The sequence below is a fragment of the Bradyrhizobium sp. 482_C4_N1_8 genome, assembly GCF_052075965.1.
Lineage (GTDB): Bacteria > Pseudomonadota > Alphaproteobacteria > Rhizobiales > Xanthobacteraceae > Bradyrhizobium > Bradyrhizobium barranii.
In genome coordinates, this window is the sequence record NZ_CP197231.1 from 6028788 (window position 1) to 6055169 (window position 26382).

Here is a 26382-nt window from a genome sequence, read left to right on the forward strand (position 1 = left end):
GGATCAGGTTTGATGGGTTTCGCTTCGCTCTACCCATCCTACGAACTACGTCAGTGTCAGCACGCCTTAAAGGTGGGACGGCACCCCTGCCGCCATGAATAGCGGCCGTCACAACGGTTGCACTTCCATAGAAAGCCGTTGTTACACTTGATCCTGGTGATGCAGTAGTTCTTGTATGCTGCAGGCGATTGCGCTGAGGCAGAGGCGATGCTGAGCGCAAGTGCTCCGACACTCATGGTCGCAACCAGGGCGACGAGAGCAAATGGTTTCGCTATCGTAGTCATGGTCGGTCCCTCCCTGGAGGCATGACAATCCCCGCATCAGAGTCGCCCCACGTTGCGATGATAGCAGAATTCACACGAGCAGGCGCTAAGATTGCTGGGTAATTTCGTCGCAACCTTGGGGTGTTTACAAAGGCTACCGGCATAGCGAGTCCGGCGCGATCTGACGGCCAAAGCGGACATCTGGCGATCCATCTCAATTCACGGCTCACGCCATCGTTTTCACGCTCTCGGCTCTAGCGCTTCGGCCGCACCACCCGCGTCAGCATCGGAAAATGCTTGTTGCGGCCTGCGAATGGCGGGAATTGGACGAAGTCCGCGCGCATGCGCTTGATCACGTCGGAGCCGAGCGCGTGCGCGAGGGCTTGCGGGCTGTCGAACACCAGCTTGTTGCGCTGCATGTGCTCGACGCGCTGCGACGGCAGCCGATCGATCCAATCGATCCGGGTGTAGATCTCGATCTGGCGAACATCAGGGAAGGTTCGCATGATCGATGGATGATGCTCGAGATAGTGCAGGTTCCAGGCGTTCATGTCCTCCGCCGGTCCGGGATAGTGCACGAGGTAGCTGCACGGAGTGGTCGTGCCGGCCGGATGTTCGGCGACGTCGACGGCAAACGCGCGTGTCAGCATGACCTGGTGCGTGACGTCCAAGCCGGTGAGGCTCGCTAGTCCGCCCCCCGTCGCGAGACCGGCAAGGATACCGCCGCGATCCATCGCCGCCTCGCAGGCGAACAGGTCGGGAAACCGGAGTTGAAGCGCAAACACCGGGCCGGAGCCATCGGCCTTGTAGGGATGATCGACCGACTGTTCGAGCGGCGTGAACAGCAAGCCCTCGGTCATGTCAGGGATCGATCCGACCAGCTCCGCCACGGCGTCAACCTCGTCGGGATGAATTCGTCGTTCGCCTGCCGGATCGGAGAATGTCATGAAGAGCGAGATCATGCGGGCGTTGCCTCGGTGCCCTCGCCCACGCTCACATGCGCCATCAGCGCGGCGCGAATGTCATCCGGCCACGGGATCGCATGGTGATCCACCAGCGACGTCGCGGCCAGGATCTGGCGCGCGCGCCAGCGCATGCCGTTCGCGCCGGAGACGACATGCTCCAGATGGAGCGACGATCCGCCGACCCGGCTGATATGCAAGTTGAACGTCAGGCGATCGCCGAACATCGACGGCCGGGAAAAGTCGCAGGACAGATGCACCGTGGGTGTCCCGATCTTCCGGACCGTGATCAGCTCCGGCCATGGAAATCCAATTCTCGCCCAGAAGTCTTCGACGACCCCATTGAGGATGTTCAGGTAAGACGGGAAGTACGCGATCCCAGAAGGATCGCAGTCTCCGAATCTGAGCTCGCGATCGAACGAGAACGTCGTCATCAGATCGCGACGACCGGATGCCTGATGACACCGACCCCGTCGACCCCCGCTTCCACCACGTCACCCGGCCACAGCCATTCCTGGGGAGTCCTGCCGGCGCCGACGCCTTCCGGCGTTCCCGTCGCGATGATGTCGCCCGGTTCGAGTGTCATGCCCGACGAAATGTCGGAAATCAAAACCGGGATGTCGAAGATCATGTATTTGGTATTGGAGTCCTGCTTCATGACCCCGTTCTTGGTCAGCCACAGCCGCAGGTCATGCGGGTCGGGAATTTCGTCCGCGGTCACGATGCAGGGGCCGAACGGCGCGTAGGTGTCCATGCCCTTGGAGAAGATCCACTGGCCGGCGCGGCGATTGTCGCGCGCGGAAATGTCGATCATCACCGAATAGCCGAAGACGTGGTCCATCGCCTTGTCGGTCGCGATGCGGGTTGCGGTCTTGCCGATGATGACGGCGAGCTCGACCTCCCAGTCGAGCTGCTGCGTCATCTTCGCATTGTGCTGGATCGCGCCGCCGGGGCCGATCACCGACGTCGGCGGCTTGGAGAACACGACCGGCTGCTTCGGCAGGTCCTTGTCGGTATCCAGGCTCTTGGCGGACTCCGCCACATGCGCACGGTAGTTCAGCCCGATGCCAAAAATGTTCTTGCGGGGCCGCGGGATCGGGGCCTGCAGCTTCACGTCCTCGAGCGGAACGGCGGAGCCGGCCGGCAAGCGTCCATCCGCATCGTCCAGACGCTCCTTCAGCGCCGGCAGCAGCGTCACGCTGTTGTCGATGAACGACAGCATGTCGCTCGGCCATGCAAAGCCATGCGACGCACCGAGGTGCTCGACGTCCACGACCAATCCGTCAACGAGGACCCCGAGGCGGGCACCACTGGAGCCCAAGGTGTAGGTAACAAGGCGCATGCAGCTTTATCCGGCTCTTTCGGTTGAATTCTGTGCGGGGACGTCAGGCGGCAACTGGCTGATGGCCGGCGTTGTCGCCATAGGCCTCTTCCCGGTAGAAGCCGAGACTCTCGATGACGGGCAGATCGTTGAAGCAGAACAGGCAGGCGTCCTCGCTTCCCGAAGCATTGCCGTGCTCGTGCCAGGCCCAGGAGGGAACGCAGAAGATGTCGCGTTCCTGCCACTCGAAACGCTGGCCGGCGATGATCGAATAACCGCGCCCCTTGGCGACCTGGTAAATGAAGCTGCCGGTGTGCCGATGCGACTTCGTCTTCTCGCCCGGCCGCAGCAGCTGCATGCTCGCGCCGATCGTCTGCATCACGTGTCCGCCGGAGATCGGATTGACGTAGTTCATGAGAATGCCGTCATAGGGCGAACCGTCGGTCGCAGCGGCATATTTGCGCAAGGACTCGTAGGTCGGCTCCCACTCGTATTTGAACATCGGGGAATAGCCCTTCGACCATTTCGAATCCGCCGGCCGAAGCCCGGGATTGCCCCAGGTCTTGGTCATGTCGTCCACGGGATAGCCGGATTCTTCCTGTTGCACCTTGGGATGGACCGCAAAAAAATTCGCCTCCAGCGCGTTGACGAGCGGGATGTCCAAACCGTCCTGCCAGATGCACACCGAGCCGTTGGCTTCGACGCCATGCTCGTGCCAGGTTCCGTTCGGCGTGAGCACGAAATCCCGCGCCCCCAGCGTCATCTTGTGCCCATCGACGATGGTGTAGGCGCCCGAACCTTCCATGATAAAGCGCAGGGCTGAAGCCGAGTGCGCGTGCGCGGTTGCGACCTCGCCGGGATGCATCACCTGCAATCCCGAATAGAGCCAGCCGACCGCTGCCGACACATCGCGGCGGCCGGGATTGTTGAGATAGATCACCCGCCGCCCCGCCTTCTCCGGCGAGACCAGCTCGACCGAGCGCAGCACGTGCTCGCGCAGATCGTTGTAGCGCCAGAGCACGGGAACGGAGGCCGATTGCGGCGCCCACGGCTCGATCTTGTTGGCGACCGTCCACAGCGCGCCGGCTTCGTACTTTTCGAGGTCCTTGTAATAGGCCTTGAGCTCGGGGGTGTCCTCGACATTGGCCCGGCCGATCACGTTCTCGCGCATCCTGTCCTCCAAGTCCTGTCTCGTCGCGCCGCTCTATCGACGCGCCCAACCATTATTCCGATCTCAGCGGGATCGGCGTGAAGCCCTGCCCCGCGTCATCGCCCTCACCGTCTGCGAGGCCCAGCGGCGCCAGAGGACCGCGGTTGACCCGCAAATCGAAAATATCGAACCGGTTGTAGTGCCCGACGATGTCATGCATCTGCTTCGGTTGGATGCAGCGGTCGAGATCGATGTCGGCGTACACGATGCCCTCGTCGTCGATCAGGGGATCGCCGACCACGCGGCCATCGGGTCCGATGATGCCGGAGAACGCGCTCGACTTGCGCTGCAGGCGCGCACGCGCGTCGGGGACGACCGTTTCCATCGCCGTGATGATCTCCTCCGACACGGTCGAGCAGGAGACGATCGTAAAAATCTTGCCCTCAAAGGAATGGGCGATCGCGCGCAACTTGATCGCCTCCGCCATGTCGTAGTCGGGGGGCGCGACCGGAAGCGAGATGTAGCTGGCGACATGCACGAGCTCACCCTGACCCAACAGCGCAAAGCGCGCGAGCGTGTTGGTGTTCTCGCCGCAGGCGAGTCCGCCGAGACGCCCGATCTCGGTATCATAGACGCGCAGGCTCGATCCGTCACCGCCGGTCCAGGTCAGCTTCTCCGCCCAGGTCGGCACCAGCTTGCGGTGCTTGCCAAGCACCGCGCCGTCCGGCCCGATGAAAACCAGGGTATTGTAGATCGCGCCCAGCGACACCGGGCTGCGCTCGTTCACGCCGAGCACGACGTGGCAGCCGGTATCGCGCGCGGCCTTCCTGACGACATCGACCTCCGGACCCGGCACCAGCACCGATGCCTTGGCGAGCTTCTCGAACCATGCGCTGCCCGTGACGGGATCGGTGATCCAGTTCCAGTAGGGATAGCCGGGAACGAACACTTCGGGGAACGCGACGAGCTTCGCGCCATTCGCTGCGGCTTCACGGACCAGTGAAGCCGCCTTGTCGGCTGTCGCGCCCGGGTTGAGATAGACAGGTGAAGCCTGGACGGCGGCGGCTCTAAAGCGAGGCAGCTTCAGCATTGGCCCTACCCTGTCGCTGGCTCATGACCGCCTTGCCGGAGCAGAGGTCCGCAAGCGTGATAGCATGGGGCGGCGTTGATTTACTTCACATGTAAACGTATGCTATCGCATATTTCTGGAGGGTGCAATGGCTGAACGGTCTTTTGCTCGCGAAGTCGAGGATCTCCGGCTCGGCGATGGCAATACGTTCCGCGGCGAAGGCATCCTCGCCATCACCAAGGCGCTGCTGCAATCCGGCGTCGCCTATGTCGGCGGCTACCAGGGCTCGCCGATCTCGCACCTGATGGACGTGCTCGCCGACGCCAAGGACGTGCTCGACGATCTCGGCGTCGTGTTCCAGAGCTCCGCCAACGAAGCGGCCGCGGCGGCGATGCTGTCGGCCTCGGTGATGTATCCCCTGCGCGGCGCGGTGGCGTGGAAGTCGACGGTCGGCACCAACGTCGCCTCCGACGCGCTCGCCAACCTCGCCTCGGGCGGCGTCACCGGCGGCACCATGATCATCGTCGGCGAGGACTATGGCGAAGGCTCCTCCATCATGCAGGAGCGGACGCACGCCTTCGCGATGAAATCGCAGATGTGGCTGCTCGATCCCCGCCCCGATCATGAATGCATCGTCAATCTGATCGAGAAGGGTTTTGAGCTCTCCGAATTCTCGAACACGCCCGTGATGCTCGAGGTCCGCGTCCGCGCCTGTCACATGCACGGCAGCTTCGCCTGCAAGGACAACGTCAAGCCGGCGCACACCATCAAGGACGCGCTCAACAACCCCAGGCGCGACGTCAACCGCATCGTGCTGCCGCCTGCGGCCTATGAGCATGAGCAGGAGAAGATCAAGACGCGGATGCCCGCGGCGATCGGCTTCATCCGGGACCACAAGCTGAACGAATGGATGGGGCCGAAGCAGGGCAAGGTCGGCATCATCATGCAGGGCGGCATGTACAACAACGTGATCCGCGCGCTGCAATATCTCGGGCTGTCGGATGCCTACGGCAACACACAGGTTCCGCTCTACGTCATGAACGTCACCTACCCCGTGATCGACACCGAGGTCGCGGAGTTCTGCGTCGACAAGGACGCCGTCCTGATCGTCGAGGAAGGCCAGCCGGAATATCTGGAGCAGGCGATCAACACCGTGCTGCGCCGCAGGGACATCCAGGCGCGCATCCATGGCAAGGACGTGTTGCCGATGGGCGGCGACTACACCGCGCAGGTTCTGCTCGGCGGCGTCAGGGACTTCCTGGAGAAGACCGAGCCGCGGCTGCTCGGCAACCGGCCGCCGGCGCCGGACGCCGTTCCCGTGCTCAATCACCCCGCGGTCGAGAAGCTGAAGCAGGTTGTGCCGGCACGCCCGCCCGGGCTCTGCACCGGCTGCCCGGAGCGGCCGATCTTCGCCGCCATGAAGCTCGTCGAGGAAGAGCTCGGCCAGCATCATGTCTCGGCCGACATCGGCTGCCATCTGTTCTCGATCCTGCCGCCCTTCAATATCGGCGCGACCACCATGGGCTTCGGCCTCGGCCCGGCCTCGACCTCGGCCTTCAACGTCAAGGCCGACAAACGCTCGATCGCGGTGATGGGCGACGGCGGCTTCTGGCACAACGGACTGACCAGCGGCATCGGCAATGCCGTGTTCAACAAGCACGACGGCGTGTTCGTCATCGTCGACAATTTCTACACGTCGGCGACCGGCGGTCAGGACATCCTGTCGTCGCGCGCGACCAACAAGCGGCGAGACACCAACAATTCGATCGTCAAGGCCGTGAAGGGCATCGGCGGCCAGTGGGTGCGCCAGCTCGACCGCACCTATGACGTCGGCAAGATGCGCGACACGCTGAAGGAAGCGCTGACGACCAAGGAGGAAGGCCCCAAGGTCATCGTCGCGTCCTCCGAGTGCATGCTGAACAAGCAGCGCCGCGTGAAGCCGCAGATCAACCAGGCCATCAAGGACGGGTTGCGCACCGTCAAGGAGCGCTTCGGTGTCGACGAGGACGTCTGCACCGGCGACCATGCCTGCATCCGGCTCTCGGGCTGCCCGTCGCTTTCGGTGAAGCAGCTTGACGATCCCTTGCGCGACGATCCGGTTGCGGCGATCGACAATTCCTGCGTCGGTTGCGGCAATTGCGGCGAGGTCTCCGAGGCCGCCGTGCTCTGCCCCTCGTTCTATCGCGCGGACGTCATTCACAATCCGACCGGCTGGGACAGGTTCAAATCCAAGGTCGCGATGGCCGTGATCGGCTGGTTGCAACGGCGGCGTGATCGCCGGCGTCCGGCGCTCGAGGCATTGGCATGAGAGACGAGACGGTCCGGCTGGCCCTCCCCGCCGCCGGCGAGGCAACCGAGCGGCCGATCTCGATTGCGATCGTCGCGATGGGTGGCCAGGGTGGCGGCGTGCTGACCGACTGGATCGTTCAGTTGGCCGAGAACCATGGCTGGGTCGCGCAATCGACCTCGGTGCCCGGCGTAGCGCAGCGCACCGGCGCCACGATCTACTATATCGAGGCGATGCCGCCGCTCGACGGCCGCAAGCCGATCCTGTCGTTGATGCCGACGCCCGGCGACGTCGACGTGGTGATGGCGGCGGAGTTCATGGAGGCCGGCCGATCGATCCTGCGCGGCCTCGTGACGCCGGATCGCACCACGTTGATCGCATCCAACCACCGGTCGTTTGCGATCGGCGAGAAGATTGCACCGGGCAACGGCATCGCCGACGGCGCCGCCGTCACTGGCGCCATCGGGGTTGCCGCCAAGACCGAGATCATCTTCGATCTGAACGCGCTGGCGATCGCGCATGGCAGCGTCATCTCGGCCGCGATGTTCGGTGCGCTCGCGGCGGCCGCTGTGCTGCCGTTCAGCCGCGACAGCTATCTCGACGTCATCCGTGCCGGCGGCAGAGGTGCGAAGGCCAGCGTCGAGACGTTTGAGGCCGCCTTTGACCGGGTCAAGACCGGCGCACCCGAGGTCGCGGCACCAGCGCCATCAAAGCAGGCCGATCACGTCCCCTCTCCCGCAACGCCCGATCCAGATCTTGCCGGGCTGATCGCAAGACTGAAGCAGGAGCTGCCCGAGCCTGCGCTCACCATGGCGCGCGTTGGCTTGAGGAAGGTCGTCGACTTCCAGGACGTCGCCTATGGCGCCGAGTATCTCGACATTCTCAAGACGTTGCACGCGGCCGACCGAAGCGCCGGCGGTGGTGCGCACGCCTATGCCTTCACGGAGACCGCGGCAAAGTACCTCGCCAACGCCATGAGCTATGACGACGTCATCCGCGTGGCCGACCTGAAGACGCGCGCTGGTCGCCGCGCGCGCATCGAGAGCGAGCTCGAGATGTCCGAGGGACAGGTGCTCCAGACCACCGAGTTCATGCATCCGCGCATGGAGGAGGTCATGGGCGTGCTGCCCGCGGGCTTCAGCCGCTGGCTCGGCGCGCGGCCGCGCCTGCTCGGCTGGCTCGATCGCCGCGTCAACCGGGGACGCCGGGTGCGGACTTACTCGCTGCCCTGGTTCCTGACGCTCTACGTCGTGGCCGGACTACGCGGCCTGCGACGCCGCTCGCTGCGTCACGCCGTCGAGACCGCGCATCGGGACGGATGGCTCAAGGCGGCAACCGATGCGGTCGCCGCCAACTACCAGCTCGGTGTCGAGATCCTGCAATGCCGACGCCTCGTGAAAGGCTATTCCGATACCCACAGCCGCGGGCTGTCGAAATTCGACAGGACGCTGGCGGCGATCAAGCTGGTCGAACGACGCGAGGATGCCGCCGATTGGGCACGCCGCCTGCGCGAGGCCGCGCTGAAGGACAGCGCCGGCAAGGAGCTCGACGGCGTGATCCAGACCATCAAGACTTTTGCATGATTCCATCGGAGGGGAACGCGGGAGTGGATTGCCGTTCGCCCCCCAAGACGTCAGGATCAGGCGACTTGACTACGATTCTCAAATTGTTAATCGGAGCGAAAGACCCGCGATAATCCCTCCAATCGACGAGACATCTTGTACTCGATGGTCATGCAATGCCGGCAGCACTCAAAGAGAACATTGTTCCCGTCCCTGGGCAGATCGAAACCCGGCTCTGGCTTCAATTGCTGTCGCTGCATGGCGAGCTGTTCGCGTCGCTGAATTCGATGCTGAACGCCGAGTTCGGCGTGTCGCTCGCAAAATTCGACGTGCTGGCCCAGCTCGATCGCTACAGCGATGGCCTCGCGCTCGGGCAGCTGTCGCAAAATCTAAAAGTCACCGGCGGCAACGTCTCGGGGCTGGTGCAGCGTCTTCTCGCCGACAACCTCATCAGCAGGGAAATGTCGAGCGAGGACCGGCGCTCCTTCATCGTGCGCCTGACGCCGAAGGGCGAGGCGTTGTTCAGGAAGGCAGCCGACGTCCACAAGAAGCATCTCGGCAAACGGCTCGAGAATGTTTCGGCCCGGGAGCTGGACGGTGCGCTGTCCGTACTGAAATCCCTTTCTTCAAAACTTCATACCGAGAGCAAGAAGCAAAGTCGCAAGAGATAATGGCCAGAGAATCCAAGAGCAGATGGAAGTCGGGTCCGCCGAGGACGCGGGACCAGCTGCAAACCTACATCCCGTATCTGTTCAACCGGCTCGCCAATCGCTGGAATCTCGATCAGAACCGCGACCTGAGCGACCACGGCATCAACAATGTCGTGTTCCGGACGCTATCGGTCCTGTTCATCTACAAGACCCTCACCGTCAACGAGGTCGCCGTTCTCGCGGTAACCGAGCAGTCGACGGCGAGCCGCATGGTCGAGTCCATGGTGTCATCGGGCCTCGTCAAGCGCGAGATCGCAGAGGAAGACCAGCGCCGCCGCGTCGTGGGTCTGACCCCGGACGGCGAGGCGCTGCTGCGCAAGATCTGGCCGATCATGGCGAGCAACTACGACAATCTGATCGAAGGCATCGAGCCCGACGACATCGAGGTCTGCGCGCGCGTGCTGGCCAAGATGGTCGAGAACATCCGCCAGAACCAGATCTGATCTTGTTTATTGGAGCATGATCTTTTCGGAAAACCGCTTCACACTTTGCGCTAACGCGGCCCTCCGGGTCCGGATCATGCTCTACGGGCCAAGGCCGACGAGGCTGGTGCCGCCGCAGACATAGAGCACCTGGCCGGTGACGAAGTCCGAGCGCTCGTCGAGGAAGAAACTGATGGCGTGCGCGACATCCTCGCGCGAGCCGAGCCGCCCGACCGGCACGTTGCGCGCCATCCGCTCCTGCTGCTCGGAGCCCTTGGGAATGATGCCCCAGAAATTGTCGGTCAGGATCGGCCCTGGCGCGACAACATTCACGGTGATGCCGCTCGCGGCGAGCTCCAGCGCCCAGGTGCGCGCCATGCCGTGCACGCCGGCCTTGGTCGCCGAATAGGCCGACCGCGTCGCTGCGCCCATCGCGGCCCGCGAGCTGACGAACACGATGCGGCCGAAGCGGCGCGCACGCATCCCCTCCAGCGCCGCCTGGGTCAGCAGCATCGGCGCGCCCAGATGCAGTTGCGCCAGCATCAAAATGTCTTCCGGCTTAGCATCGGGCAGCAGATTCGGCAGGATCACGCCGGCATTGTGCACGAGGCGATCAACGGCGTGATCGCGGCAGATCTCCTGCGCGATCGCGCGCGTCTCCTCGATATCGGAGAGATCAGCGCGATAGGCCGCGAGCAGATCATGCGTCCAGTCCGGCTTCTCCAGCCCGACCGAGACCACGCGCTGCCCGCTCTCGACGAGCTTTTTCGCCAGCGCCTCGCCGATCCCCGAATTGCCGCCGGTGATGAGTGTGGTGCGGATCTCGCTCATGATCAAACCTGTCGCCGCTTGAGGTCGCGAAGGTCGAAGAACGCACCGTCGCGCATCAGCCTGGCGACGAAATCCTTCAGGCCGCCGCGCTGAATCTTCTCGGTCGCGGTCAACGGCAGGCTGTCGACGAAACAGATCCAGCCCGGCGCCTTGTAATAGGCCATCTGCTCCAGACTCCAGCGCACGATCTCCTCGGCGAGCGCGCGGTCCGCACCGGCCTCCTCGGCGATGATGACCGCCGCAACCTCGTCGCCGCGCACCTGATCGGGCGTCGCGGCAACCGCAGCCTGCCGGATCGCGGGATGGCGATTGAGGACGGACTCGACCTCGACTGCGGCAATGTTCTCGCCGGAACGGCGGATCACGTTCTTCTTGCGGTCGACGAAATGGAGGTCGCCGTCCGCATCGCGCGACACGATATCGCCGGTGTGCAGCCACCCGCCGTCCCACGCCTCGGCGGTGGCGGCCTCGTTCTTCAGGTACTCGCGGAAGAAACCGTAACGCGGGTCCGCACCTGCCCGCCGCACCAGGAGCTCGCCCGGCGTCCCGACCGGCGCGTCGTTGCCGCTGTCGCCGACGATACGAACGTCGACCTCGGGGGCCGGGCGTCCGAAACAGCTCGTGCCGATCTTGCGCGGCTCGACATTGGCGGCGATGACGCCGCCGCTTCCCGTCTCGGTCATCGCCCAGGCCTCCAGCAGCGGAAAGCCGAAGCGCTCCTCGAACGGCGCATGCAGAAGCTTGTCGACGCCGGCGCCGAAGCCGAAGCGTACGCTGTGCGCGCGGTCCTGCTCCGATGGCGGTGCACTCATCAGCATCGAGGGCATCACGCCGAGATAGTGCAGACAGGTCGCGCGGCTGTCGCGGACGGACGCCCACCAGGTACGCGGATGGAAGCGATCGAGCATGGTGAGGCTGCCGCCGACGGACAACATCGCCATCAGCGACACCGCCATCGCGTTCATGTGAAACAGCGGCAGCGGCGTGATCATGCGCTCACAGTCCGGCTTGAGATCGATCAGCCCGCCGACATCGCGATACCAGTTTCCGGAATGCAGGAAATATGTGTTGGTGAGCACGCAGCCCTTGGGCTGTCCCGTGGTTCCAGACGTATAAAGCAGCGCGCATTCGCTCGCGTCGCTTCCGGCGGTCGAAGGCCGCGCATCTCCGAAAGGTACGGGAACGTCGTCCTGATCGGTCACGACCGGGATCGGCCGGCCGGCCTGGCGCGCCGCGGTCTCGACCTCGTCGCGCCGCTCGGCGAGGACGAACGCCGCATTCATCTCGGAATGCGCAATGATGTATTCGAGCTCGCTGATCCGCAAATCGGGATTGATCGGTACGACGGACACGCCGAGCCCGTTCAGCGCGAACCACAGCTCGACGAACGCCGGCCTGTTCTGGAGCAGCAGCCCGACCCTGTGGCCTTCGCCATAGCCCCGGCTTGCAAAAGCCGAGCGCCAGCGCTCGACCCGGTCGAGCATGGCGCGGTAGGAAATCTCGCCTGCCGCGATGCCATAGATATCGGCGGTCTCCGGTAGCACGTTGAGGAAGCTCGCCTCCTCCCGGCGAAGGGCGGTCTCGCGAAAGCGGGCGTAGACTGTGGTCGCAGCGGTCAAGGCGTACTCACATGAAAAGCTGGATGTTGCCGAACGGCGCGTCGAAATTGACGAGATCGACCCGCTTGAGCTTGATCTTCAGGGCATCGCCGACCTCTACTAATTCGTGCGACGCCCATCCCGAATAGCGCTCCAGCAGATCACCGCGGGTCTCGGTGTAGATATAGGATGTCCGCGCCTTGTAGACGCCCGCAGCCGGGTCGCACGCCACGATCCGCGGTGCCTGGAGAAGATGATGGCAACGGCTCTTCGGCTTCTGGCTGAAGGTCCGCTCGCCGGCGAGCCGCTCGACCCGCACCTTCAGGAGCAGCAGATCCTCGTACATCAACGAGGGCTGGAGCACCGGATCCTGCTGCTGCCATTCGAGCGGCATCCAGTAGCGCCCTTCGGGGTGAAACAGATCGAGCCAGGCCTGCCATTGCATCGTGTCGAGCAGCTCGGCTTCCAGATAGATGAAGTCCGTGATGGCCTTCTCGTCGATCATTCCGCGGCCTCGACACGCTTGTCCATGTCCATGGTCATGAATTTCGACCAGGCGTGGAACTGGTTTCGCATCTGTCGCTCGGACGTGCCGTTGATCACGGCCGTGACGTCCTGCTCTTCATGGCTCTCGTAGAGGCGCCGCAGATTGACCCATTGATTGCCGTTCGACTTCAGTCCTTCCTGCGCGCGCTCGTACATTTCGAGATCGTCGTGCCCGACGATCGAGGTCGGCGCGTTGATGAAGCGGTTGTACATCAGCGCCCGCTCGTAGAGCTTGTCCGGCGCGCCGACCAGGCGGTAGACCCAGCTCTCGACCAGCGTCTTGTCGACCGCGATCGGGATGAAATTGCGCAGGATCTGCACCGCGCCCTTGACCATGATGTTCGGGAAATACACCGTATTGTGCCTGACCTCGCCGAGGATCTCGTGCGCCCGCTGCTCGCCATAGGCCGCGACCATCTGGCCGAGATAGCCTTCGATGTCCGAATAGTTCGAATGGATGGAGTTGGCGACGCCGGTATGGCCATGGCCGTTCGGCCAGATCCTGATGCCGCTCTGTTCGTAAAACTCGTACGGGCTCATGAAGGGACCGTAGAGCTGCACCGCCATCGGCGTCTCCGTGGAGGAGCCCTGCTCGCGCTTCCAGACCTTGACCGCGGTGCCGGCCGAGCTCTCATGCGCCACCATCGGATGGCAGGTGTCGGTCTGGTTCTCGACCAGCATCTTCCAATTGCAGGTGTGCATGTAGCGGATCGGCGTCGCCTGGACTGCGAGCTTTCCCTCCGGCGAGCGGTCGACCATGTTGTCGATGGTCGAGAGGCTCTCGCCGAAATAATCCTCGAAGGACACGCCGTCGTCGCTCAGGCGGGCGAAGATGAAATCGCGATAGATCACGACGTTCCTGACCTTCGACAGTCCCTCATTCGCTTGCGTGTCGCCAAAGCCGGTGCCCTCGTAGCCCTTCTTCAAAGGGATCGCGAGCAGCGAACCGTCGGTCTTGAACGACCAGGCGTGATAGGGGCAGCGGAAGAACTTTCCGGTGTTGCCGCAGGGCTCGGAGGCGATCTTCACGCCCTTGTGCGGACAGCGGTTGTAGAAGACGTGGATGGAGCCGTCGGTGTGGCGGCTCGCCAGCACCGGCTGACGACCGATATTGGCGGTGATGAAATCGCCGGGCTTTCCCAACTGGCTCGCGTGCCCGACATAGATCCAGCTGTTCGGGAACAGGTGCTCCATCTCGAGCTCGAAGATCTCGGAGTCGACATAGACGTCGCGATGCACCTCGGCCTCGCGCACCAGCGCCGCGATCGCGTCGGCATTTTGTCCGTATTTCGCCATAGCGTCCCTCGCCTCCCCTAGAGATCCAGCACCAGACGTTCCGACTTCGCGCGTGACACGCAGATCTGCATGACCTTGTTGGACGCCCTCTCGTCGTCGCTGAGGATGACGTCGCGATGGTCGGGCACCCCTTCGATCACGCCGCACTGGCAGATGCCGCAATCGCCGCGCTGGCAGTCGTAGAGCACGTCGAGCCCCGCGGCTTCCAGCGCCTGGATGATGGTCTGACCGGCCGCGACGCTGACGACCTGCCCGGTCGATTTGAGCTCGACCTCGAACGGCAAGTCGGGCGAGGACGATGGCTCGGCCTTGAAGAGCTCGTAGTGGATGCGGTCTGCCGGAATGTCCCTGCCGAGCGCAGCCGCCTTCACCGCTTCAATCATGCCGGCCGGACCGCAGGCGTAAATGTGGGCGTTTGCGGCGACATCGCCGAGCGCTGCTGCAATGTCCAGGCGGGACTCGTCGCTGTCGTAGTGGATGGACAGGCCCTTGGCGCATATCTCCTGCAGGTGCGGCAGGAACGCGAGCAGGCCTTGCGTGCGGCCCGCGTAGTGCAAGCGATACGGGCTTCCTCGGGCCGCGAGATTCGCCGCCATCGACAGGATCGGCGTGACACCGATGCCGCCGGCGAACAGCAGCGCGGGCGCTGCTCCCTCATGCAGATGAAAATTGTTGACCGGCGCCGTTGCCTTCACGACATCGCCGATCTTCAGCGCGTGCATGAACTGCGAGCCGCCGGTCGATGCCTCCTCGCGCAGCACCCCAAGCGCCAGCATACCTTCGGGAAGGCCCGGCAACGCCATCAGCGAGTACGGCCGGTCGCCTCCATTCGGGAGCGCCACGCGGATATGTGCGCCCGCCTGCCATCGCGGCGCGACGCCGTCCTCCACGCCAAACACAAGGCTCCGTATGAACGGCGTCTCCGCGGCATACGATCTGACCTTGAGCTTGAGCGGATGCGTGTCCATTCAGGCATCTCACGAATTATATGAATTTGCATATTTTTAGACATGTAATAATTGGCTGTCAATCGTCGGCGCCAGCTCAGGTTCGGATTGCAGTCCGAGGCACGTCTCGTTGGTGCAGGAGGCTTGGCACTGCCCCCTCCGAGGTTGCCCACGCCTCAGCAGATCACTCCGAAGAACGGCCGGCCGTGCTTTCAATGGACTTTGCTGCCCGTGCACACGCCGCCTTTGAGCGCCCGCCCCGATCCATCATGGGCCGTGGGAAGACTTCAACTCAAGCCGCTCATTTTACTGAGGTATTTTATCGTAAACGATCCACCGACGCCGCGTTGAGTGCCCTGGTGACCGCGCAAGATGACAGCAATCGCGCTGCAACCACAGCAATCGCTCTGGAGCGGGAAAGCAGCCCCACCGCTAAGGGTTGGGGTAGCAAATCCAAGACCAAGCCATGTCCCTGTTCCCGAGCGGCACCGCCACACCCGCCTCCATTGTCGAGGCTCAGAAGGCCGTTCTGGGTCATCCACCCAAGGCACGCGCGAGCTTTGCCAAGGGCCGCTGCGTCCGGGGGACCTACATCCCTTCGGATCGGGCCGACGAGGTCACGAAGTCGCGGAGCTTCACAACACCATCGCGCGTGCTGGCGCGCTTCTCGGTGGACGGCGGTCCCCACGAATCCGAGACCAGGGATCTCGCGCTGCGCGGCTTCAGCTTCAGGCTCGGCAACGACGAGCATCGCTCCGACATCCTCACACAGAGCGCTCCGGTTCATTATGCGAGGACGCTCGATCAAATGCTGGCATTCCTCACCTCGCGCATGCCCGGTCGCGACGGCAGGCCGGACCTGGAGAAGATCAAGGCCTTCTCCACCGCCAATCCCGATACGCTGCGTCAGGCGAACTACATCGCCGCGCATCCGCCTCCCCCGAGTTTTGCCGGCACGACCTACTGGGCCGTCCACGCCTTCCCCGCAACGAATTCGAAGGGCGAGACGCAGTTCATCAAATTCAAGGTCGTCCCGGTCGGTAGCGAGCTTGCGGCGATCGGGGGCAAGGCCAGGGCGACGTCCGCCGACGTCCTGCACGACGATCTCAAAGGAAGGATCGCAACGCGCGATATCCGGTTCAGCCTGATGGCGCTGCTCGGCCGTCCCGACGACCCGACGCAGGACGTCACGATCCGGTGGCCGGATGAGGACAGCCGGGAAGCCGTACGGCTCGGAACGATCGTGATCACCGCGATCGAAGCCGACGAGACGTGCGATACTTCCGGCTTCGATCCGGCAAATCTTGCGGAGGGCATCGGTTATCCGCCGGATGAGATCTTCGTGGCGCGACGCGCCGCCTACGCCAATTCACTGGCGCAGCGCCGCTGATCGGACGATCACGTCTCGCTGTCCCTGATGCCAAGCGCTTCGCGGCGCCATGCCGCCGGGCTGACGCCCACCTGCGCCGAGAACACCTTCGTCAAATGGCTTTGATTGGCGAACCCGACCGAGATCGCAATCTCGGACAGCGGCACGTCGCGCAGGGTCATCAACTGCTTTGCCGCCTTCACACGCTGGCGGAGCAGCCACTGATGAGGCGGGAGGCCGGTCGAGATTCGAAACGCGCGGGAAAAATGGCTAACCGAGAGACCAAACTCGGCCGCGATCTGTTGCAGTGAAAGCGTCCCGCCGAGATCCGAGTCGAGCCTTTCGCAGGCTCGCCTCACCTGCCATGGGGAAAGACCGCCCCGGGCCGCATCCGCGACGCGCTGCCATCCGCCATAGGTCTGGGCAATGTGGGCCGTGAACGCGAGCATCATGTGGTCGATGAAGAGCTGGTTGGCCTCCGCCGGACGACGCAGTCCTTCCAACATCAGGGCGCCGACATGGCGCATGATCTCGTCGTCATGGCCGAAACCATACCGGCACGCGAGGTCGCCAATGGGCGGCGTGCGGGCTTCTCGCGCGATTCCGTCGAGCGTCAGACGTGGAAGATAGAAATGGACGGAATGGAACGGCTTGTCGATGACGAAGCGCGGATCGTGCCGGAGATCGTACAGATAGGTCGTACCGGCCCTGACGTCCGTCCTCGTGAAGCACTTGCCGTGCTCCCAGAGCTCGCAGTCAGGATAATCCTGCAGCTTCAGGCTGACGAGATAGGCGTCGTCGGCAAGCGAGCCGCAAAGACCCTCTACCGGCTCACTGTTCAGGGTTTCGGTGACCGCAACGTCGACGCCTCGCCGCGACCGCGTGATCAGCGAAGGCGGCGCATCCGCCAGGCTCAACTGCCGCTTGACCCTCTGTCCGAAGGTGCCCGCCAGTGCCATTCGATCGACCCATCCGTGGAATTTTGACCAGGCAACCCATCTGACTGCCGTCGCCCTGGAGGTCGGTAGCATTATCCGCTTCGGAGTACGGCGGTCCAGTCGCGTCGCGGCGTGATTTGCGATTGCGACGGGGCGCCGCGGCCGATTGTGGCAAAGCCATTTTCAGAAGCGATTTCAATATCTAATGCGTAAATCATGAGCTTGATTCTCCGCAGTCGTCCAGGGACCGCCGATCACAAGATCTCGCGTCCGAGCGCTTTGAGCAGAATCAGGAAAAGCACCGCGGTTTCAGGAAAGACCCCGTAGTCCCACGTGCCTAGAAAACGACACCGAGCGCTCGCGGCGCGCTGCGGCACCCGTACGGGCGCAAAAGAAGCGATGGCTTCACGCCGGGCGCGCAAATCGCGCTCAGCCGCGAGTGCAAGGCCCCTGAGACGAGCACGTCCAATGAGCAAACCGATCTCGCACAATTCTGCGCGTGAAAATCCTCCGGCCGCATCCGAGCCAAGCCAAGGCCAGTCGTCGACGACCGGGCGGCGTGCCGCTAATGCCGAGATGGCGCGTGTGCTCCACACCGAACCATTTCGCGTGGCATTGGACTCCTCCGGTGCCGGGATCGCCCACTGGAAACACGAACCCTTGCACGACGTCGTCGAGCCCATGAGCCACCACGTCATCATGGCCTACAACGGCGCGGTGCAGCACATGGAGCGGCGCTCAGGACGGTCGGTTGCGATTGGAACGTTTCGTCGCGGGGCTGTGATCATCATTCCCGAAGGATCGAGCTCCCGATGGGATATTCCGAAGCCCGTCGACGTCGTTCAGCTCTATCTCCCCCACGCAACGCTGAAACGCGTCGCCGACGAAGCCGCGAGCGGCACATCGAGCGAACTCCTGGAGCGAACGGCGCATCCTGATCCCATTACGTCCCGTTTGATCCTGAGCGCGGTCAACACGCTGGAGAGCAATGCGGCCCTGGACACGCTGTTCAGGCATCAGTTGATCGACCTCCTGGCGATGCGTCTCCTGGTTGCTCATACCGGCTCGCAAGCCCCATTCCAGCCGACCATCGGTGGGCTTTCGCCCAAGGTCCTGGCCCGTGCCATCGAGCGCTTGCGCTCGGACAGCGATACCGACGTCTCCCTCGATGCCCTCGCCTCCGATGCCGGCCTGTCGCGTTTCCACTTCTGCCGCGCATTCAAGGAAAGCACCGGGCTCTCGCCTCACGCCTGGCTGCGCCAATACCGACTCGAGCAGGCCATGAACCTGCTTCGCGATACCGACGCATCGATCGCCCTGGTTGCGGCAGAGCTTGGTTATGCCTCGCAAACGGCCTTCGCCGCGGCGTTCAAGCGATTGAACGGCGAAACGCCGAGCGATTGGCGACGACGCGTGCGTTAGTAGCAATCGCTCCGCCGGTCCCGAAGTGCCTTCCGAACGCGAGACTAGCTCTATGGACAAGCCAATCCTGCACGATCCTTTGGGGGCTCTGCTTGCCGCACCCGGTGCGCGCCACAGCGACTCGCCGAACGTCGAGCGGCGGCGTGCCGATGTGGAGATGGCGCGCATCCTGAAGACCGCGCCGCTGCAGATGGCTTCAGACCCCTCCAATGGCGGCATCGCGCATTGGAAGCACGGCGCTCTGCACGACGTCGTCGAGCCCATGACCGACCACGTCATCATGACGTACCCCACAGGCGTTCAGCGCCTGGAGCGACGCGCCGGAAAATCGGTTGCGATTGGAACGGCCCGTTCCGGAGTCGTGACGATCATCCCGGCTGGTTCGAGCGCCAGATGGGATATTCCCGGTCCTGTCGATGTCGTCCAGCTGTATCTTCCGCACGCAACGCTCGAACGCGTCGCCCGCGAAGCCGACGCGCCCATTCCCGGTGATCTTCTGGAGCGAACCGGGCATCTCGACCCTGTCACATCCGGACTGCTGATGAGCGGGGCGGATGTGTTGGAGGGCAACGCGGTTCTGGATGCACTCTTCAGGCAGCGACTGACCGATATCATCGCCACGCGCATCCTGGCCGCGCACATCGGCGAGCCGACCGCCATCGAGCCGATCATAGGCGGGCTGGCTCCCCAAGCTCTGCGACGCGCGATCGAACGCTTGCGTTCGGACAGCGATTCCGACGTCTCTCTTGCGGCGCTCGCTTCGGACGCCGGCCTGTCTCGCTTCCACTTCTGTCGTGCTTTCAAGGAAAGCACCGGTCTTTCGCCGCATAGCTGGCTGCGCCAGCACCGGCTCGAGCAGGCCATGAACACGCTGCGCGACACCGAAATCCCGATCGCCACGGTGGCGGCTGAGCTTGGCTATGCCTCTCAAACCGCCTTTGCCGCCGCGTTCAGGCGATTGACGGGAGAAACGCCGAGCGATTGGCGACGTCGCATGCGCTAAGCAGCAATCACTCTGCAGGCAGAGCAATCGCTCTGGCGCAACTGCAGGTCCGCTCCGCTAAATGATCAGGGTGCCCTCGATCCAATAGACGGAGACGAACAATGACCTGGAAGAACTTCGCTAGTCCGGTCAAACTCGTGCCGCGACGAAGGATGGCCGCAAGTGCCGTCATGTACGGACTTTCATTGGCCGTTCGCTTCACCTCGGCAACCGGCGAGGAAGTGGAGATACCGGCGCAGTCCGTACACAACGCAAGTCCGGTAATGCCCATCATCGACAGAGATGGCGGCCAGCTTCCGTACGCCGACTGGCGTCCGAACGCCATCGAGCCAATTTTCTTTCGTCACCGCTGGCCGCCGCCGATGGCTTCGATGCCAGGCTGCCCCTCTCCCTGAGAATTCGCGATCTCACTTCACGTCTTCGCGTCATCGGTCTCGACGAGCCGCCACGAGAGTGGCGGCGGCGATGACGCGCCCATGCCCGGAAAGCTCAATCCACAGGAGATCATCAAATGCGACTCGTCATTATCGGCGCCGGCTTTGCCGGCATGTACGCCGCACTTTCCGCCGCGCGCCTGCGGGACATTCAGGGCGCTTCGCCCGAACAACTCGAGATCGCGCTTGTTGCACCGGAGCCGACGCTCGTGGTCCGGCCCCGCCTCTACGAAAGCAAGCCCGAGACCCTGACGGCACCTCTGCAAGACGTGTTGAAGGCCATCGACGTCGTCTACGTGCAAGGCAGCGCCGGGACCATCGATACCAAGTCTCGTGCGATCGAGCTCGTCACGGCCGAAGGCACGAAGCAGACTCTCTCCTACGATCGGCTGGTCGTTGCCACCGGCAGCCGGCTTTTCCGACCGAACATCCCCGGCATCGCCGAGCACTCTTTCAGCGTCGACAAGCTCGACGATGCGATTGCGCTGGAGCGGCATCTCCATGATCTGGCCGATCGGCCGGCAAGGAACGGACGCGATACGGTCGTCGTGGCCGGCGGCGGGTTCACCGGTATCGAGACGGCGACGGAGATGCCGGCGCGGCTGCGTGCGGTCCTCGGCAAGAACGCCAAGGCGCGTGTCGTCATCGTCGATCGCAACAGCACGATCGCTCACGATATGGGCGCAGATTCCCGCCCCGTCATTGAGGATGCGCTGCGCAAGCTTGGCGTGGAGACCCGCCTCGGCACCGGTGTCACCTCGCTCGACAAGTCTGGCGTCACGCTTTCCAGCGGCGAACACATCGAAGCGGAGACCGTGATCTGGGCCGCGGGCATGCGCGCCGCTCCTTTGACCGCGCAGATCCCGGCCGAGCGCGACAATCTGAGCCGGCTCCTTGTCGACCGCGACTTGCGCGTGCCTGGTGTCGCCGGCGTCTTTGCCACCGGCGATGCCGCCAAAGCAGCGTGTGACGACGTCGGCAACCACGCGCTGATGTCGTGCCAGCATGCCACGCGAATGGGCGCGTTTGCCGGCAACAATGCCGCTGCCGAACTTTTGGGTGTCGCGACCAGGCCTTATCACCAGAAGGCCTACGCCACCTGCCTCGATCTGGGAGAAGCCGGCGCCATCTTCACGCGAGGCTGGGATCGGAAGCTCGAGCTCGTCGGCGACGAGGCGAAGCGGACCAAGCAGCAGATCAATACTGTCTGGATCTATCCGCCCCGACCGGAACGCGCGGCCGCGCTGGCCTCGGCCGATCCGGAGCACGTCGGCGAAGTCTAGCTGCCTCACGCGAAACCGGGCCGCGCCGACCGTGCGCGGGCCCGGCCCGATCACCCCATACCAACCGGAGCCGACCATGATGAAACACGAAACCGTGCGCGCGAGCGCGTTCGCCATGCCGCTGACCAGCCCGGCTTTCCCGCCCGGCCCCTATCGCTTCATCAATCGCGAATACTTCATCATCCAGTACCGGACAGATCCCGAGGCACTGCGCCGGATCGTGCCGGCACCACTCGAAATCACCGAACCTGTGGTGAACTATGAGTTCATCCGAATGCCGGACTCGACCGGATTCGGCGACTACACCGAAAGTGGGCAGGTCATTCCGGTGTCCTATCAGGGCAAGGCCGGCAGCTTCGTCCACCAGATGTTCCTCAACGATCATCCGCCAATTGCGGGCGGGCGCGAGCTCTGGGGCTTTCCCAAGAAGCTGGCGCAGCCGAAGCTTGAGGTCGAGACCGACACCCTGGTTGGCACCTTGAACTACGGCTCGGTCCGCATCGCGACCGGCACGATGGGCTACAAGCACCGGGCCCTGGACGCCGCGGCCGAAGCAAAAAAGCTCGCCGCACCGAATTTCCTGCTCAAGATCATTCCGCATGTCGACGGCACGCCGCGCATCTGCGAGCTGGTGCGCTTCCATCTCGAAGACATCACCGTGAAGGGCGCCTGGACTGGGCCGGCAGCGCTCGACCTGTACTCGCACGCCCTTGCCCCCGTCGCCGAGCTGCCGGTGCTCCAGGTGCTTTCGGCCAAGCATATCGTTGCCGACCTGACACTGGGGCTCGGCACCGTGGTCCACGACTATCTGGCCTCGAGCGAAATTGTGCGGCGGCGCGGATCCTCCGAGACGCTGGTCGACGCGAATGCCGACTGATCGACGTCATCCGTACCATCGGGAGTCCTCAAAATGCTGAACGTGATGCGCGAGCAAACCAATCCTGTGCCGCAGCGGAGCAATTCGCTTCCCTACGATGTCGTCGCCCTGGTGTTGCAAGGCGGCGGCGCACTCGGCGCCTATCAGGCCGGAGTCTATGAAGGCCTGCACGAGGCCGGCATCCGGCCGAACTGGCTGGCCGGCATCTCGATCGGCGCGCTCAACGCCGCGATCATCGCGGGCTCGCCCGAAGGCGAGCGTGTTGCGCGGTTGCGCGAGTTCTGGGAAACCATCTGCGCCTTTTCGATAGAGTGGCCCGCCGGCGAAGGGCTCGCCAACGCCCTGCCCTTTGCGTTCGACATCAACTCGGTACGCAACGCGATGGCGGCGGCGCGGGCCTTGATCCAGGGCCAGCCGGGCTTCTTCAAGCCACGCTTCCCCTCGCCGCTCTGGTCACCGTTCTCGGGCGACTCCGCGACCAGCTTTTACGATACGGCACCCCTGCACCGGACGCTGGAACGGCTCGTCGACTTCGACCGGCTGAACTCGGGCGACGTGCGCGTCAGCGTCGGCGCGGTCAACGTCCGCACCGGCAACCTGACCTATTTTGACACCGCCGAGCGCCGGCTGGGACCGAAGCATTTCATGGCATCGGGTGCGCTGCCGCCGGGCTTCCCCGCCGTCGAGATCGAAGGCGAGCACTATTGGGATGGCGGCGTGGTTTCGAACACGCCTTTATCTCGCGTGCTGTCCGGCGAGCCGTGTGACACGCTGACGTTCCAGATCGATCTCTGGTCGGCCAAGGGCCACGTTCCCCACGACATGATGGAAGTGTCGAGCCGGCAGAAGGACATCCAGTATTCGAGCCGCACACGCGCCGTAACCGACCAGGTGCTGCGGATGCAGAAGATGCGTCAGGCCTTGCAGCGCACGATCGCGAAATTGCCGGACGCCGCCAGGCACGATCCCGAGATCCGCGCCATCGCGGAGATGGCGCGCCATCGTTGCTACAACATCGTGCACCTGATCTATCAGACCAAGATCCACGAGGGCCACTCGAGGGATTACGAGTTCGGGCTGAGCGCGATGCGCGCTCACTGGCAGAGCGGACTGGACGATATCCGCCGCACGCTGGCCGATCCGCGACGCCTGGACCCGCCGGCTCCCGAGCTCGGCATCGTCACCCACGACGTCCATCGCCGCGACTGAATCTCACCGCCCACCTCGTTTCGGAGAATACCATGTCTTCCATTCCCTATGCTCCCGAGCAGGGCGCCAAAACCAGCCTTCGGCCATCCGGGCAGGCGATCAAGCGGGCCGCCCTCGCCTTGGCACTGGCCCTGGGCGTCGCCGCCGCAGCCGAGTTCGGCCACCACTATCTCACCATCGGCCGCTATCTGGAGACCACGGACGACGCCTACGTGAAGGCGGATTCCACGATCATCTCGCCGAAGGTGTCGGGCTATATCGCGCAGGTCCTGGTCGGCGACAACGAGACGGTGAAGGCCGGCCAGTTGCTGGCAAAGATCGACGATCGCGATTTCCGCGCCGCGCTCGACCAGGCCGGCGCCGACGTCGCCGCATCCGACGCCACTGTCCGCAATCTCGATGCACAGCTTGCCCTGCAGCAGCCGATCATCGAGCAAGGCACGGCCGATGTCGCTGCCGCCACGGCCAATCTGAAGTTCGCGCAGGAAGAGCAGGTCCGATACGACGGGCTGATGAAGACGGGCTCCGGCACGGTGCAGCGCGCGCAGCAGACCGATGCGGCGCTGCGCGCCGCCGCCGCGCAATTGCAGCACGCCAAGTCGGGCCTGCTCGCGGCCGAGCGCAAGGTCGACGTGCTCTCCACCGAACGCGCCAGGGCAGTCGCGCAGCGCGACCGCGCCCGTGCGGTCGAGCAGCAGGCGGCGTTGAACCTGTCCTACACCGGCATCATCGCGCCGGTCGACGGCACCGTCGGTGCGCGCTCACTCCGGGTCGGGCAGTTCGTCCAGGCCGGTACGTTGTTGATGGCCGTCGTTCCGCTCGATGCCGTGTACATCGTCGCCAATTTCAAGGAAACCCAGCTCACCCATGTGCGCGGCGGCCAGCCCGTCGAGCTGACCATCGACAGCTTCCGCGGCACCAGACTGCACGGCCATGTCGACAGCCTGTCCCCGGCAAGCGGCCTGGAGTTCGCGCTGCTGCCGCCCGACAACGCGACCGGCAACTTCACCAAGATCGTGCAGCGCATGCCGGTGAAAATCGTCCTCGACGACCGCAGCCTGACCGGCCTGCTCCGTCCCGGCATGTCGACCGAGCCGACCATCAATACCAAATCGGCGGCGATCGCCGAACGCGAAAGCAAGAAGCGCCTCGCATCGCGCCGCCCCGAGCCTCGCAGTTGAATACGCGTCCCTGGCGGTCGTCTCCTCCCGGACAATCCGTTCAGGCAATGCTTCTCTCGCAAGCGACGAGCAGACAACCATGACCACACTGCAACCGGCCATCGATGCCGTGCCCGCCGGCGAAGGCGAGCGGTCCGTCACCACACCGGCCCCGGCGGTCTCCGCCAAGACCTGGATCGCCATCGCCGGCGCCACGCTCGGCGCCTTCATGGCGGTGCTCAACATCCAGATCGTCAACGCTTCGCTGGCTGACATCCAGGGCGCGATCGGGGCCGGTATCGATGATGGCGGCTGGATCTCGACCTCCTACCTGATTGCCGAGATTGTGGTGATTCCGCTGTCCGGCTGGCTGGCGCAGGCGTTCTCGATCCGCATCTATCTCCTGACCAATGCGACGTTGTTCCTGGTGTTCTCGGCGGCCTGCGCGCTGGCGCAAAACCTGTCGCAGATGATCGTGTTGCGCGCCGTGCAGGGCTTTACCGGTGGCGTGCTGATCCCGATGGCGTTCACGCTCATCATCACGCTGCTGCCAAAGGCGAAGCAGCCGATCGGGCTGGCGCTGTTTGCGATCTCCGCGACCTTTGCGCCCGCGATCGGGCCGACCATCGGCGGCTATCTCACCGAGAACTGGGGCTGGCAGTACATCTTCTACGTCAACCTGGTGCCGGGCGCGGTCATGATCGGCTTGCTGTTCGTCTCGCTCGAGTCGCAACCGATGAAGCTGTCGCTGCTGCGCGAGGGCGATTGGGCCGGGATCGCCACCATGGCGATCGGCCTCGCCGCGCTGCAGACCGTGCTCGAGGAAGGCAACAAGGACGACTGGTTCGGCTCGCCGTTCATCGTCAAGCTGTCGATCGTCGCGGCGATCGCGCTGTCGGCCTTCCTGTGGATCGAGCTGGCGGCAAGGAAGCCGCTGCTGAACCTCCGCCTCCTGGCGCGTCGCAATTTCGGCTTCGGTATCCTCGCCAATTTCCTGCTCGGCATCGCGCTCTACGGCTCGGTCTTCATCCTGCCGGTCTATCTATCGCGCATCCAGGGCTACAACGCCGAGCAGATCGGCATGGTGCTGGCTTGGACCGGGCTGCCGCAGCTGTTGCTGATCCCGCTGGTGCCGCAGCTGTTACGGCGCTTCGACGCGCGGCTCATCATCGGCGTCGGCTTTGCGCTGTTCGCAGCATCCAACTTCATGAACATCTCGATGACCAACGACTACGCCACCGACCAGCTCTTCTGGCCGAACGTCGTCCGCGCCTTCGGTCAGGCGCTGGTGTTCGCCCCGCTGTCGGCTGTCGCGACATCGGGCATCGAGGCGGAGAACGCGGGTTCGGCCTCGGGCCTGTTCAACATGATGCGTAACCTCGGCGGCGCCGTCGGCATCGCGCTGCTGCAGACGCTGCTCACCAAGCGCGAGCAATATCACTCCAACGTGCTGACGCAGTCGGTCTCGCTGCTGGAGCAGGCCACGCAAGCCAGGCTCGAGAAGCTGACGCAGTATTTCATGAACCACGGCGTGACCGATCGCATCGACGCCGCTCACCGCGCCTATGTCGCGATCGGCAAGATCGTGCAGAAGCAGGCCTTCATCCTGGCTTTCGGCGACATGTTCTACCTGCTCGGTGTCGCACTGATCGTCGCACTCGCCGCCTCGATGATGCTGAAGAAACCCGGCCAGATCGAGGCCGGCGGCACCCACTAGTCCCCC

24 protein-coding genes are annotated in these 26382 nt (G+C 64.0%); 13 read left to right on the forward strand and 11 right to left on the reverse strand.

Features of this window, described 5'->3' with window-relative positions; all coding sequences use genetic code 11:
* Positions 1 to 517 precede the first annotated feature (517 nt).
* From AB7Z56_RS29060 to AB7Z56_RS29080, 5 genes are read right to left on the reverse strand one after another with little or no spacing between them, the layout of a single operon-like run.
* Positions 518 to 1225 (reverse strand): hypothetical protein, encoded by a 708-nt coding sequence (locus AB7Z56_RS29060; protein ID WP_063984239.1) that lies wholly within the window; start codon positions 1223 to 1225, stop codon positions 518 to 520.
* Entirely contained in the window at positions 1222 to 1659 is a 438-nt protein-coding gene (locus AB7Z56_RS29065) for an acyl-CoA thioesterase (protein ID WP_231144522.1), read from the reverse strand. The genes AB7Z56_RS29060 and AB7Z56_RS29065 overlap by 4 nt, the downstream gene beginning before the upstream one ends.
* Positions 1659 to 2567: a fumarylacetoacetate hydrolase family protein gene (locus AB7Z56_RS29070; protein WP_063984241.1), complete on the reverse strand. Its 909-nt coding sequence runs from the start codon at positions 2565 to 2567 to the stop codon at positions 1659 to 1661. Before AB7Z56_RS29070 ends, AB7Z56_RS29065 begins: the two co-directional genes overlap by 1 nt.
* Positions 2568 to 2610: 43 nt before the next feature.
* Complete coding sequence (locus AB7Z56_RS29075; protein ID WP_063984242.1) at positions 2611 to 3717, reverse strand: cupin domain-containing protein; 1107 nt, start codon at positions 3715 to 3717, stop codon at positions 2611 to 2613.
* A 52-nt stretch (positions 3718 to 3769) separates the two neighbouring features.
* Entirely contained in the window at positions 3770 to 4786 is a 1017-nt protein-coding gene (locus tag AB7Z56_RS29080; protein WP_441256675.1) for a carbon-nitrogen hydrolase family protein, read from the reverse strand.
* 127 nt (positions 4787 to 4913) lie between these two features.
* On the opposite strand from AB7Z56_RS29080, the gene AB7Z56_RS29085 reads away from it, so the two are divergent.
* The 4 genes from AB7Z56_RS29085 (at position 4914) to AB7Z56_RS29100 (ending at position 9767) form a co-directional block, all read left to right on the forward strand.
* Positions 4914 to 7073 (forward strand): thiamine pyrophosphate-dependent enzyme, encoded by a 2160-nt coding sequence (locus AB7Z56_RS29085; RefSeq protein ID WP_441256676.1) that lies wholly within the window; start codon positions 4914 to 4916, stop codon positions 7071 to 7073.
* Entirely contained in the window at positions 7070 to 8635 is a 1566-nt protein-coding gene (locus AB7Z56_RS29090; protein WP_063984245.1) for an indolepyruvate oxidoreductase subunit beta family protein, read from the forward strand. The genes AB7Z56_RS29085 and AB7Z56_RS29090 overlap by 4 nt, the downstream gene beginning before the upstream one ends.
* Before the next feature lie 155 nt (positions 8636 to 8790).
* Entirely contained in the window at positions 8791 to 9285 is a 495-nt protein-coding gene (locus AB7Z56_RS29095) for a MarR family winged helix-turn-helix transcriptional regulator (protein WP_063984246.1), read from the forward strand.
* Positions 9285 to 9767, forward strand: coding sequence for a MarR family winged helix-turn-helix transcriptional regulator (locus AB7Z56_RS29100; protein WP_441256677.1), 483 nt, complete (start codon positions 9285 to 9287; stop codon positions 9765 to 9767). The genes AB7Z56_RS29095 and AB7Z56_RS29100 overlap by 1 nt, the downstream gene beginning before the upstream one ends.
* A gap of 81 nt (positions 9768 to 9848) precedes the next feature.
* On the opposite strand, the gene AB7Z56_RS29105 is transcribed toward AB7Z56_RS29100, so the two are convergent.
* From AB7Z56_RS29105 to AB7Z56_RS29125, 5 genes are read right to left on the reverse strand one after another with little or no spacing between them, the layout of a single operon-like run.
* Entirely contained in the window at positions 9849 to 10577 is a 729-nt protein-coding gene (locus AB7Z56_RS29105; protein WP_028155855.1) for an SDR family NAD(P)-dependent oxidoreductase, read from the reverse strand.
* 2 nt (positions 10578 to 10579) lie between these two features.
* A complete protein-coding gene (locus AB7Z56_RS29110) occupies positions 10580 to 12196 on the reverse strand; it encodes an ATP-dependent acyl-CoA ligase (RefSeq protein ID WP_441256678.1) in 1617 nt (538 codons plus the stop codon).
* A gap of 7 nt (positions 12197 to 12203) precedes the next feature.
* Complete coding sequence (locus AB7Z56_RS29115) at positions 12204 to 12680, reverse strand: aromatic-ring-hydroxylating dioxygenase subunit beta (protein WP_441256679.1); 477 nt, start codon at positions 12678 to 12680, stop codon at positions 12204 to 12206.
* The gene (locus tag AB7Z56_RS29120; RefSeq protein ID WP_441256680.1) at positions 12677 to 14017 is read right to left on the reverse strand and encodes a Rieske 2Fe-2S domain-containing protein; all 1341 of its coding nucleotides are present in this window, start codon (positions 14015 to 14017) and stop codon (positions 12677 to 12679) included. Before AB7Z56_RS29120 ends, AB7Z56_RS29115 begins: the two co-directional genes overlap by 4 nt.
* 17 nt (positions 14018 to 14034) lie before the next feature.
* Positions 14035 to 14985, reverse strand: coding sequence for a PDR/VanB family oxidoreductase (locus AB7Z56_RS29125; protein ID WP_441256681.1), 951 nt, complete (start codon positions 14983 to 14985; stop codon positions 14035 to 14037).
* Between the two features lie 445 nt (positions 14986 to 15430).
* Between AB7Z56_RS29125 and AB7Z56_RS29130 the strand changes: the two genes are divergently transcribed.
* The gene (locus AB7Z56_RS29130) at positions 15431 to 16354 is read left to right on the forward strand and encodes a catalase (RefSeq protein ID WP_208086017.1); all 924 of its coding nucleotides are present in this window, start codon (positions 15431 to 15433) and stop codon (positions 16352 to 16354) included.
* Positions 16355 to 16362: 8 nt separating this feature from the next.
* Here AB7Z56_RS29130 and AB7Z56_RS29135 read toward each other — a convergent pair whose 3' ends face one another.
* Positions 16363 to 17292, reverse strand: a complete 930-nt coding sequence (locus AB7Z56_RS29135) for a helix-turn-helix domain-containing protein (protein ID WP_441256682.1) — start codon at positions 17290 to 17292, stop codon at positions 16363 to 16365.
* Positions 17293 to 17739: 447 nt separating this feature from the next.
* On the opposite strand from AB7Z56_RS29135, the gene AB7Z56_RS29140 reads away from it, so the two are divergent.
* The 8 genes from AB7Z56_RS29140 to AB7Z56_RS29175 all read left to right on the forward strand — a co-directional run bounded on the left by AB7Z56_RS29140 (position 17740) and on the right by AB7Z56_RS29175 (position 26376).
* Complete coding sequence (locus AB7Z56_RS29140) at positions 17740 to 18693, forward strand: helix-turn-helix domain-containing protein (protein WP_225004978.1); 954 nt, start codon at positions 17740 to 17742, stop codon at positions 18691 to 18693.
* 52 nt (positions 18694 to 18745) lie between these two features.
* Positions 18746 to 19696: a helix-turn-helix transcriptional regulator gene (locus tag AB7Z56_RS29145; protein WP_071915289.1), complete on the forward strand. Its 951-nt coding sequence runs from the start codon at positions 18746 to 18748 to the stop codon at positions 19694 to 19696.
* A 101-nt stretch (positions 19697 to 19797) separates the two neighbouring features.
* A complete protein-coding gene (locus AB7Z56_RS29150) occupies positions 19798 to 20091 on the forward strand; it encodes a hypothetical protein (RefSeq protein WP_208086015.1) in 294 nt (97 codons plus the stop codon).
* A gap of 116 nt (positions 20092 to 20207) precedes the next feature.
* On the forward strand, positions 20208 to 21413 hold the full coding sequence (locus AB7Z56_RS29155) for an NAD(P)/FAD-dependent oxidoreductase (protein WP_208086014.1): 1206 nt from the start codon (positions 20208 to 20210) through the stop codon (positions 21411 to 21413).
* Positions 21414 to 21492: 79 nt separating this feature from the next.
* Positions 21493 to 22290 carry an acetoacetate decarboxylase gene (locus AB7Z56_RS29160; protein ID WP_208089360.1) on the forward strand — a complete coding sequence of 266 codons (798 nt, stop codon included), beginning with the start codon at positions 21493 to 21495 and terminating at the stop codon, positions 22288 to 22290.
* 33 nt (positions 22291 to 22323) lie between these two features.
* Positions 22324 to 23499: a patatin-like phospholipase family protein gene (locus tag AB7Z56_RS29165; protein ID WP_354117222.1), complete on the forward strand. Its 1176-nt coding sequence runs from the start codon at positions 22324 to 22326 to the stop codon at positions 23497 to 23499.
* 32 nt (positions 23500 to 23531) lie between these two features.
* Complete coding sequence (locus AB7Z56_RS29170) at positions 23532 to 24680, forward strand: HlyD family secretion protein (protein ID WP_208086012.1); 1149 nt, start codon at positions 23532 to 23534, stop codon at positions 24678 to 24680.
* Between the two features lie 79 nt (positions 24681 to 24759).
* Positions 24760 to 26376, forward strand: a complete 1617-nt coding sequence (locus AB7Z56_RS29175) for an MDR family MFS transporter (RefSeq protein ID WP_354177558.1) — start codon at positions 24760 to 24762, stop codon at positions 26374 to 26376.
* The last annotated feature ends 6 nt before the right edge of the window (positions 26377 to 26382 follow it).

Excerpts from the sequence above, each read along its gene's own strand:
- AB7Z56_RS29080 (WP_441256675.1), bottom strand. The coding sequence starts at position 4,786 with ATGCTGAAGCTGCCTCGCTTTAGAGCCGCCGCCGTCCAGGCTTCACCT.
- AB7Z56_RS29135 (WP_441256682.1), bottom strand. The coding sequence starts at position 17,292 with ATGGCACTGGCGGGCACCTTCGGACAGAGGGTCAAGCGGCAGTTGAGC.
- AB7Z56_RS29155 (WP_208086014.1), top strand. The coding sequence starts at position 20,208 with ATGCGACTCGTCATTATCGGCGCCGGCTTTGCCGGCATGTACGCCGCA.
- AB7Z56_RS29065 (WP_231144522.1), bottom strand. The coding sequence starts at position 1,659 with ATGACGACGTTCTCGTTCGATCGCGAGCTCAGATTCGGAGACTGCGAT.
- AB7Z56_RS29105 (WP_028155855.1), bottom strand. The coding sequence starts at position 10,577 with ATGAGCGAGATCCGCACCACACTCATCACCGGCGGCAATTCGGGGATC.
- AB7Z56_RS29120 (WP_441256680.1), bottom strand. The coding sequence starts at position 14,017 with ATGGCGAAATACGGACAAAATGCCGACGCGATCGCGGCGCTGGTGCGC.
- AB7Z56_RS29175 (WP_354177558.1), top strand. The coding sequence starts at position 24,760 with ATGACCACACTGCAACCGGCCATCGATGCCGTGCCCGCCGGCGAAGGC.
- AB7Z56_RS29160 (WP_208089360.1), top strand. The coding sequence starts at position 21,493 with ATGAAACACGAAACCGTGCGCGCGAGCGCGTTCGCCATGCCGCTGACC.
- AB7Z56_RS29070 (WP_063984241.1), bottom strand. The coding sequence starts at position 2,567 with ATGCGCCTTGTTACCTACACCTTGGGCTCCAGTGGTGCCCGCCTCGGG.
- AB7Z56_RS29125 (WP_441256681.1), bottom strand. The coding sequence starts at position 14,985 with ATGGACACGCATCCGCTCAAGCTCAAGGTCAGATCGTATGCCGCGGAG.
- AB7Z56_RS29090 (WP_063984245.1), top strand. The coding sequence starts at position 7,070 with ATGAGAGACGAGACGGTCCGGCTGGCCCTCCCCGCCGCCGGCGAGGCA.
- AB7Z56_RS29140 (WP_225004978.1), top strand. The coding sequence starts at position 17,740 with ATGAGCAAACCGATCTCGCACAATTCTGCGCGTGAAAATCCTCCGGCC.
- AB7Z56_RS29170 (WP_208086012.1), top strand. The coding sequence starts at position 23,532 with ATGTCTTCCATTCCCTATGCTCCCGAGCAGGGCGCCAAAACCAGCCTT.
- AB7Z56_RS29085 (WP_441256676.1), top strand. The coding sequence starts at position 4,914 with ATGGCTGAACGGTCTTTTGCTCGCGAAGTCGAGGATCTCCGGCTCGGC.
- AB7Z56_RS29075 (WP_063984242.1), bottom strand. The coding sequence starts at position 3,717 with ATGCGCGAGAACGTGATCGGCCGGGCCAATGTCGAGGACACCCCCGAG.
- AB7Z56_RS29060 (WP_063984239.1), bottom strand. The coding sequence starts at position 1,225 with ATGATCTCGCTCTTCATGACATTCTCCGATCCGGCAGGCGAACGACGA.
- AB7Z56_RS29100 (WP_441256677.1), top strand. The coding sequence starts at position 9,285 with ATGGCCAGAGAATCCAAGAGCAGATGGAAGTCGGGTCCGCCGAGGACG.
- AB7Z56_RS29130 (WP_208086017.1), top strand. The coding sequence starts at position 15,431 with ATGTCCCTGTTCCCGAGCGGCACCGCCACACCCGCCTCCATTGTCGAG.
- AB7Z56_RS29115 (WP_441256679.1), bottom strand. The coding sequence starts at position 12,680 with ATGATCGACGAGAAGGCCATCACGGACTTCATCTATCTGGAAGCCGAG.
- AB7Z56_RS29150 (WP_208086015.1), top strand. The coding sequence starts at position 19,798 with ATGACCTGGAAGAACTTCGCTAGTCCGGTCAAACTCGTGCCGCGACGA.
- AB7Z56_RS29095 (WP_063984246.1), top strand. The coding sequence starts at position 8,791 with ATGCCGGCAGCACTCAAAGAGAACATTGTTCCCGTCCCTGGGCAGATC.
- AB7Z56_RS29145 (WP_071915289.1), top strand. The coding sequence starts at position 18,746 with ATGGACAAGCCAATCCTGCACGATCCTTTGGGGGCTCTGCTTGCCGCA.
- AB7Z56_RS29165 (WP_354117222.1), top strand. The coding sequence starts at position 22,324 with ATGCTGAACGTGATGCGCGAGCAAACCAATCCTGTGCCGCAGCGGAGC.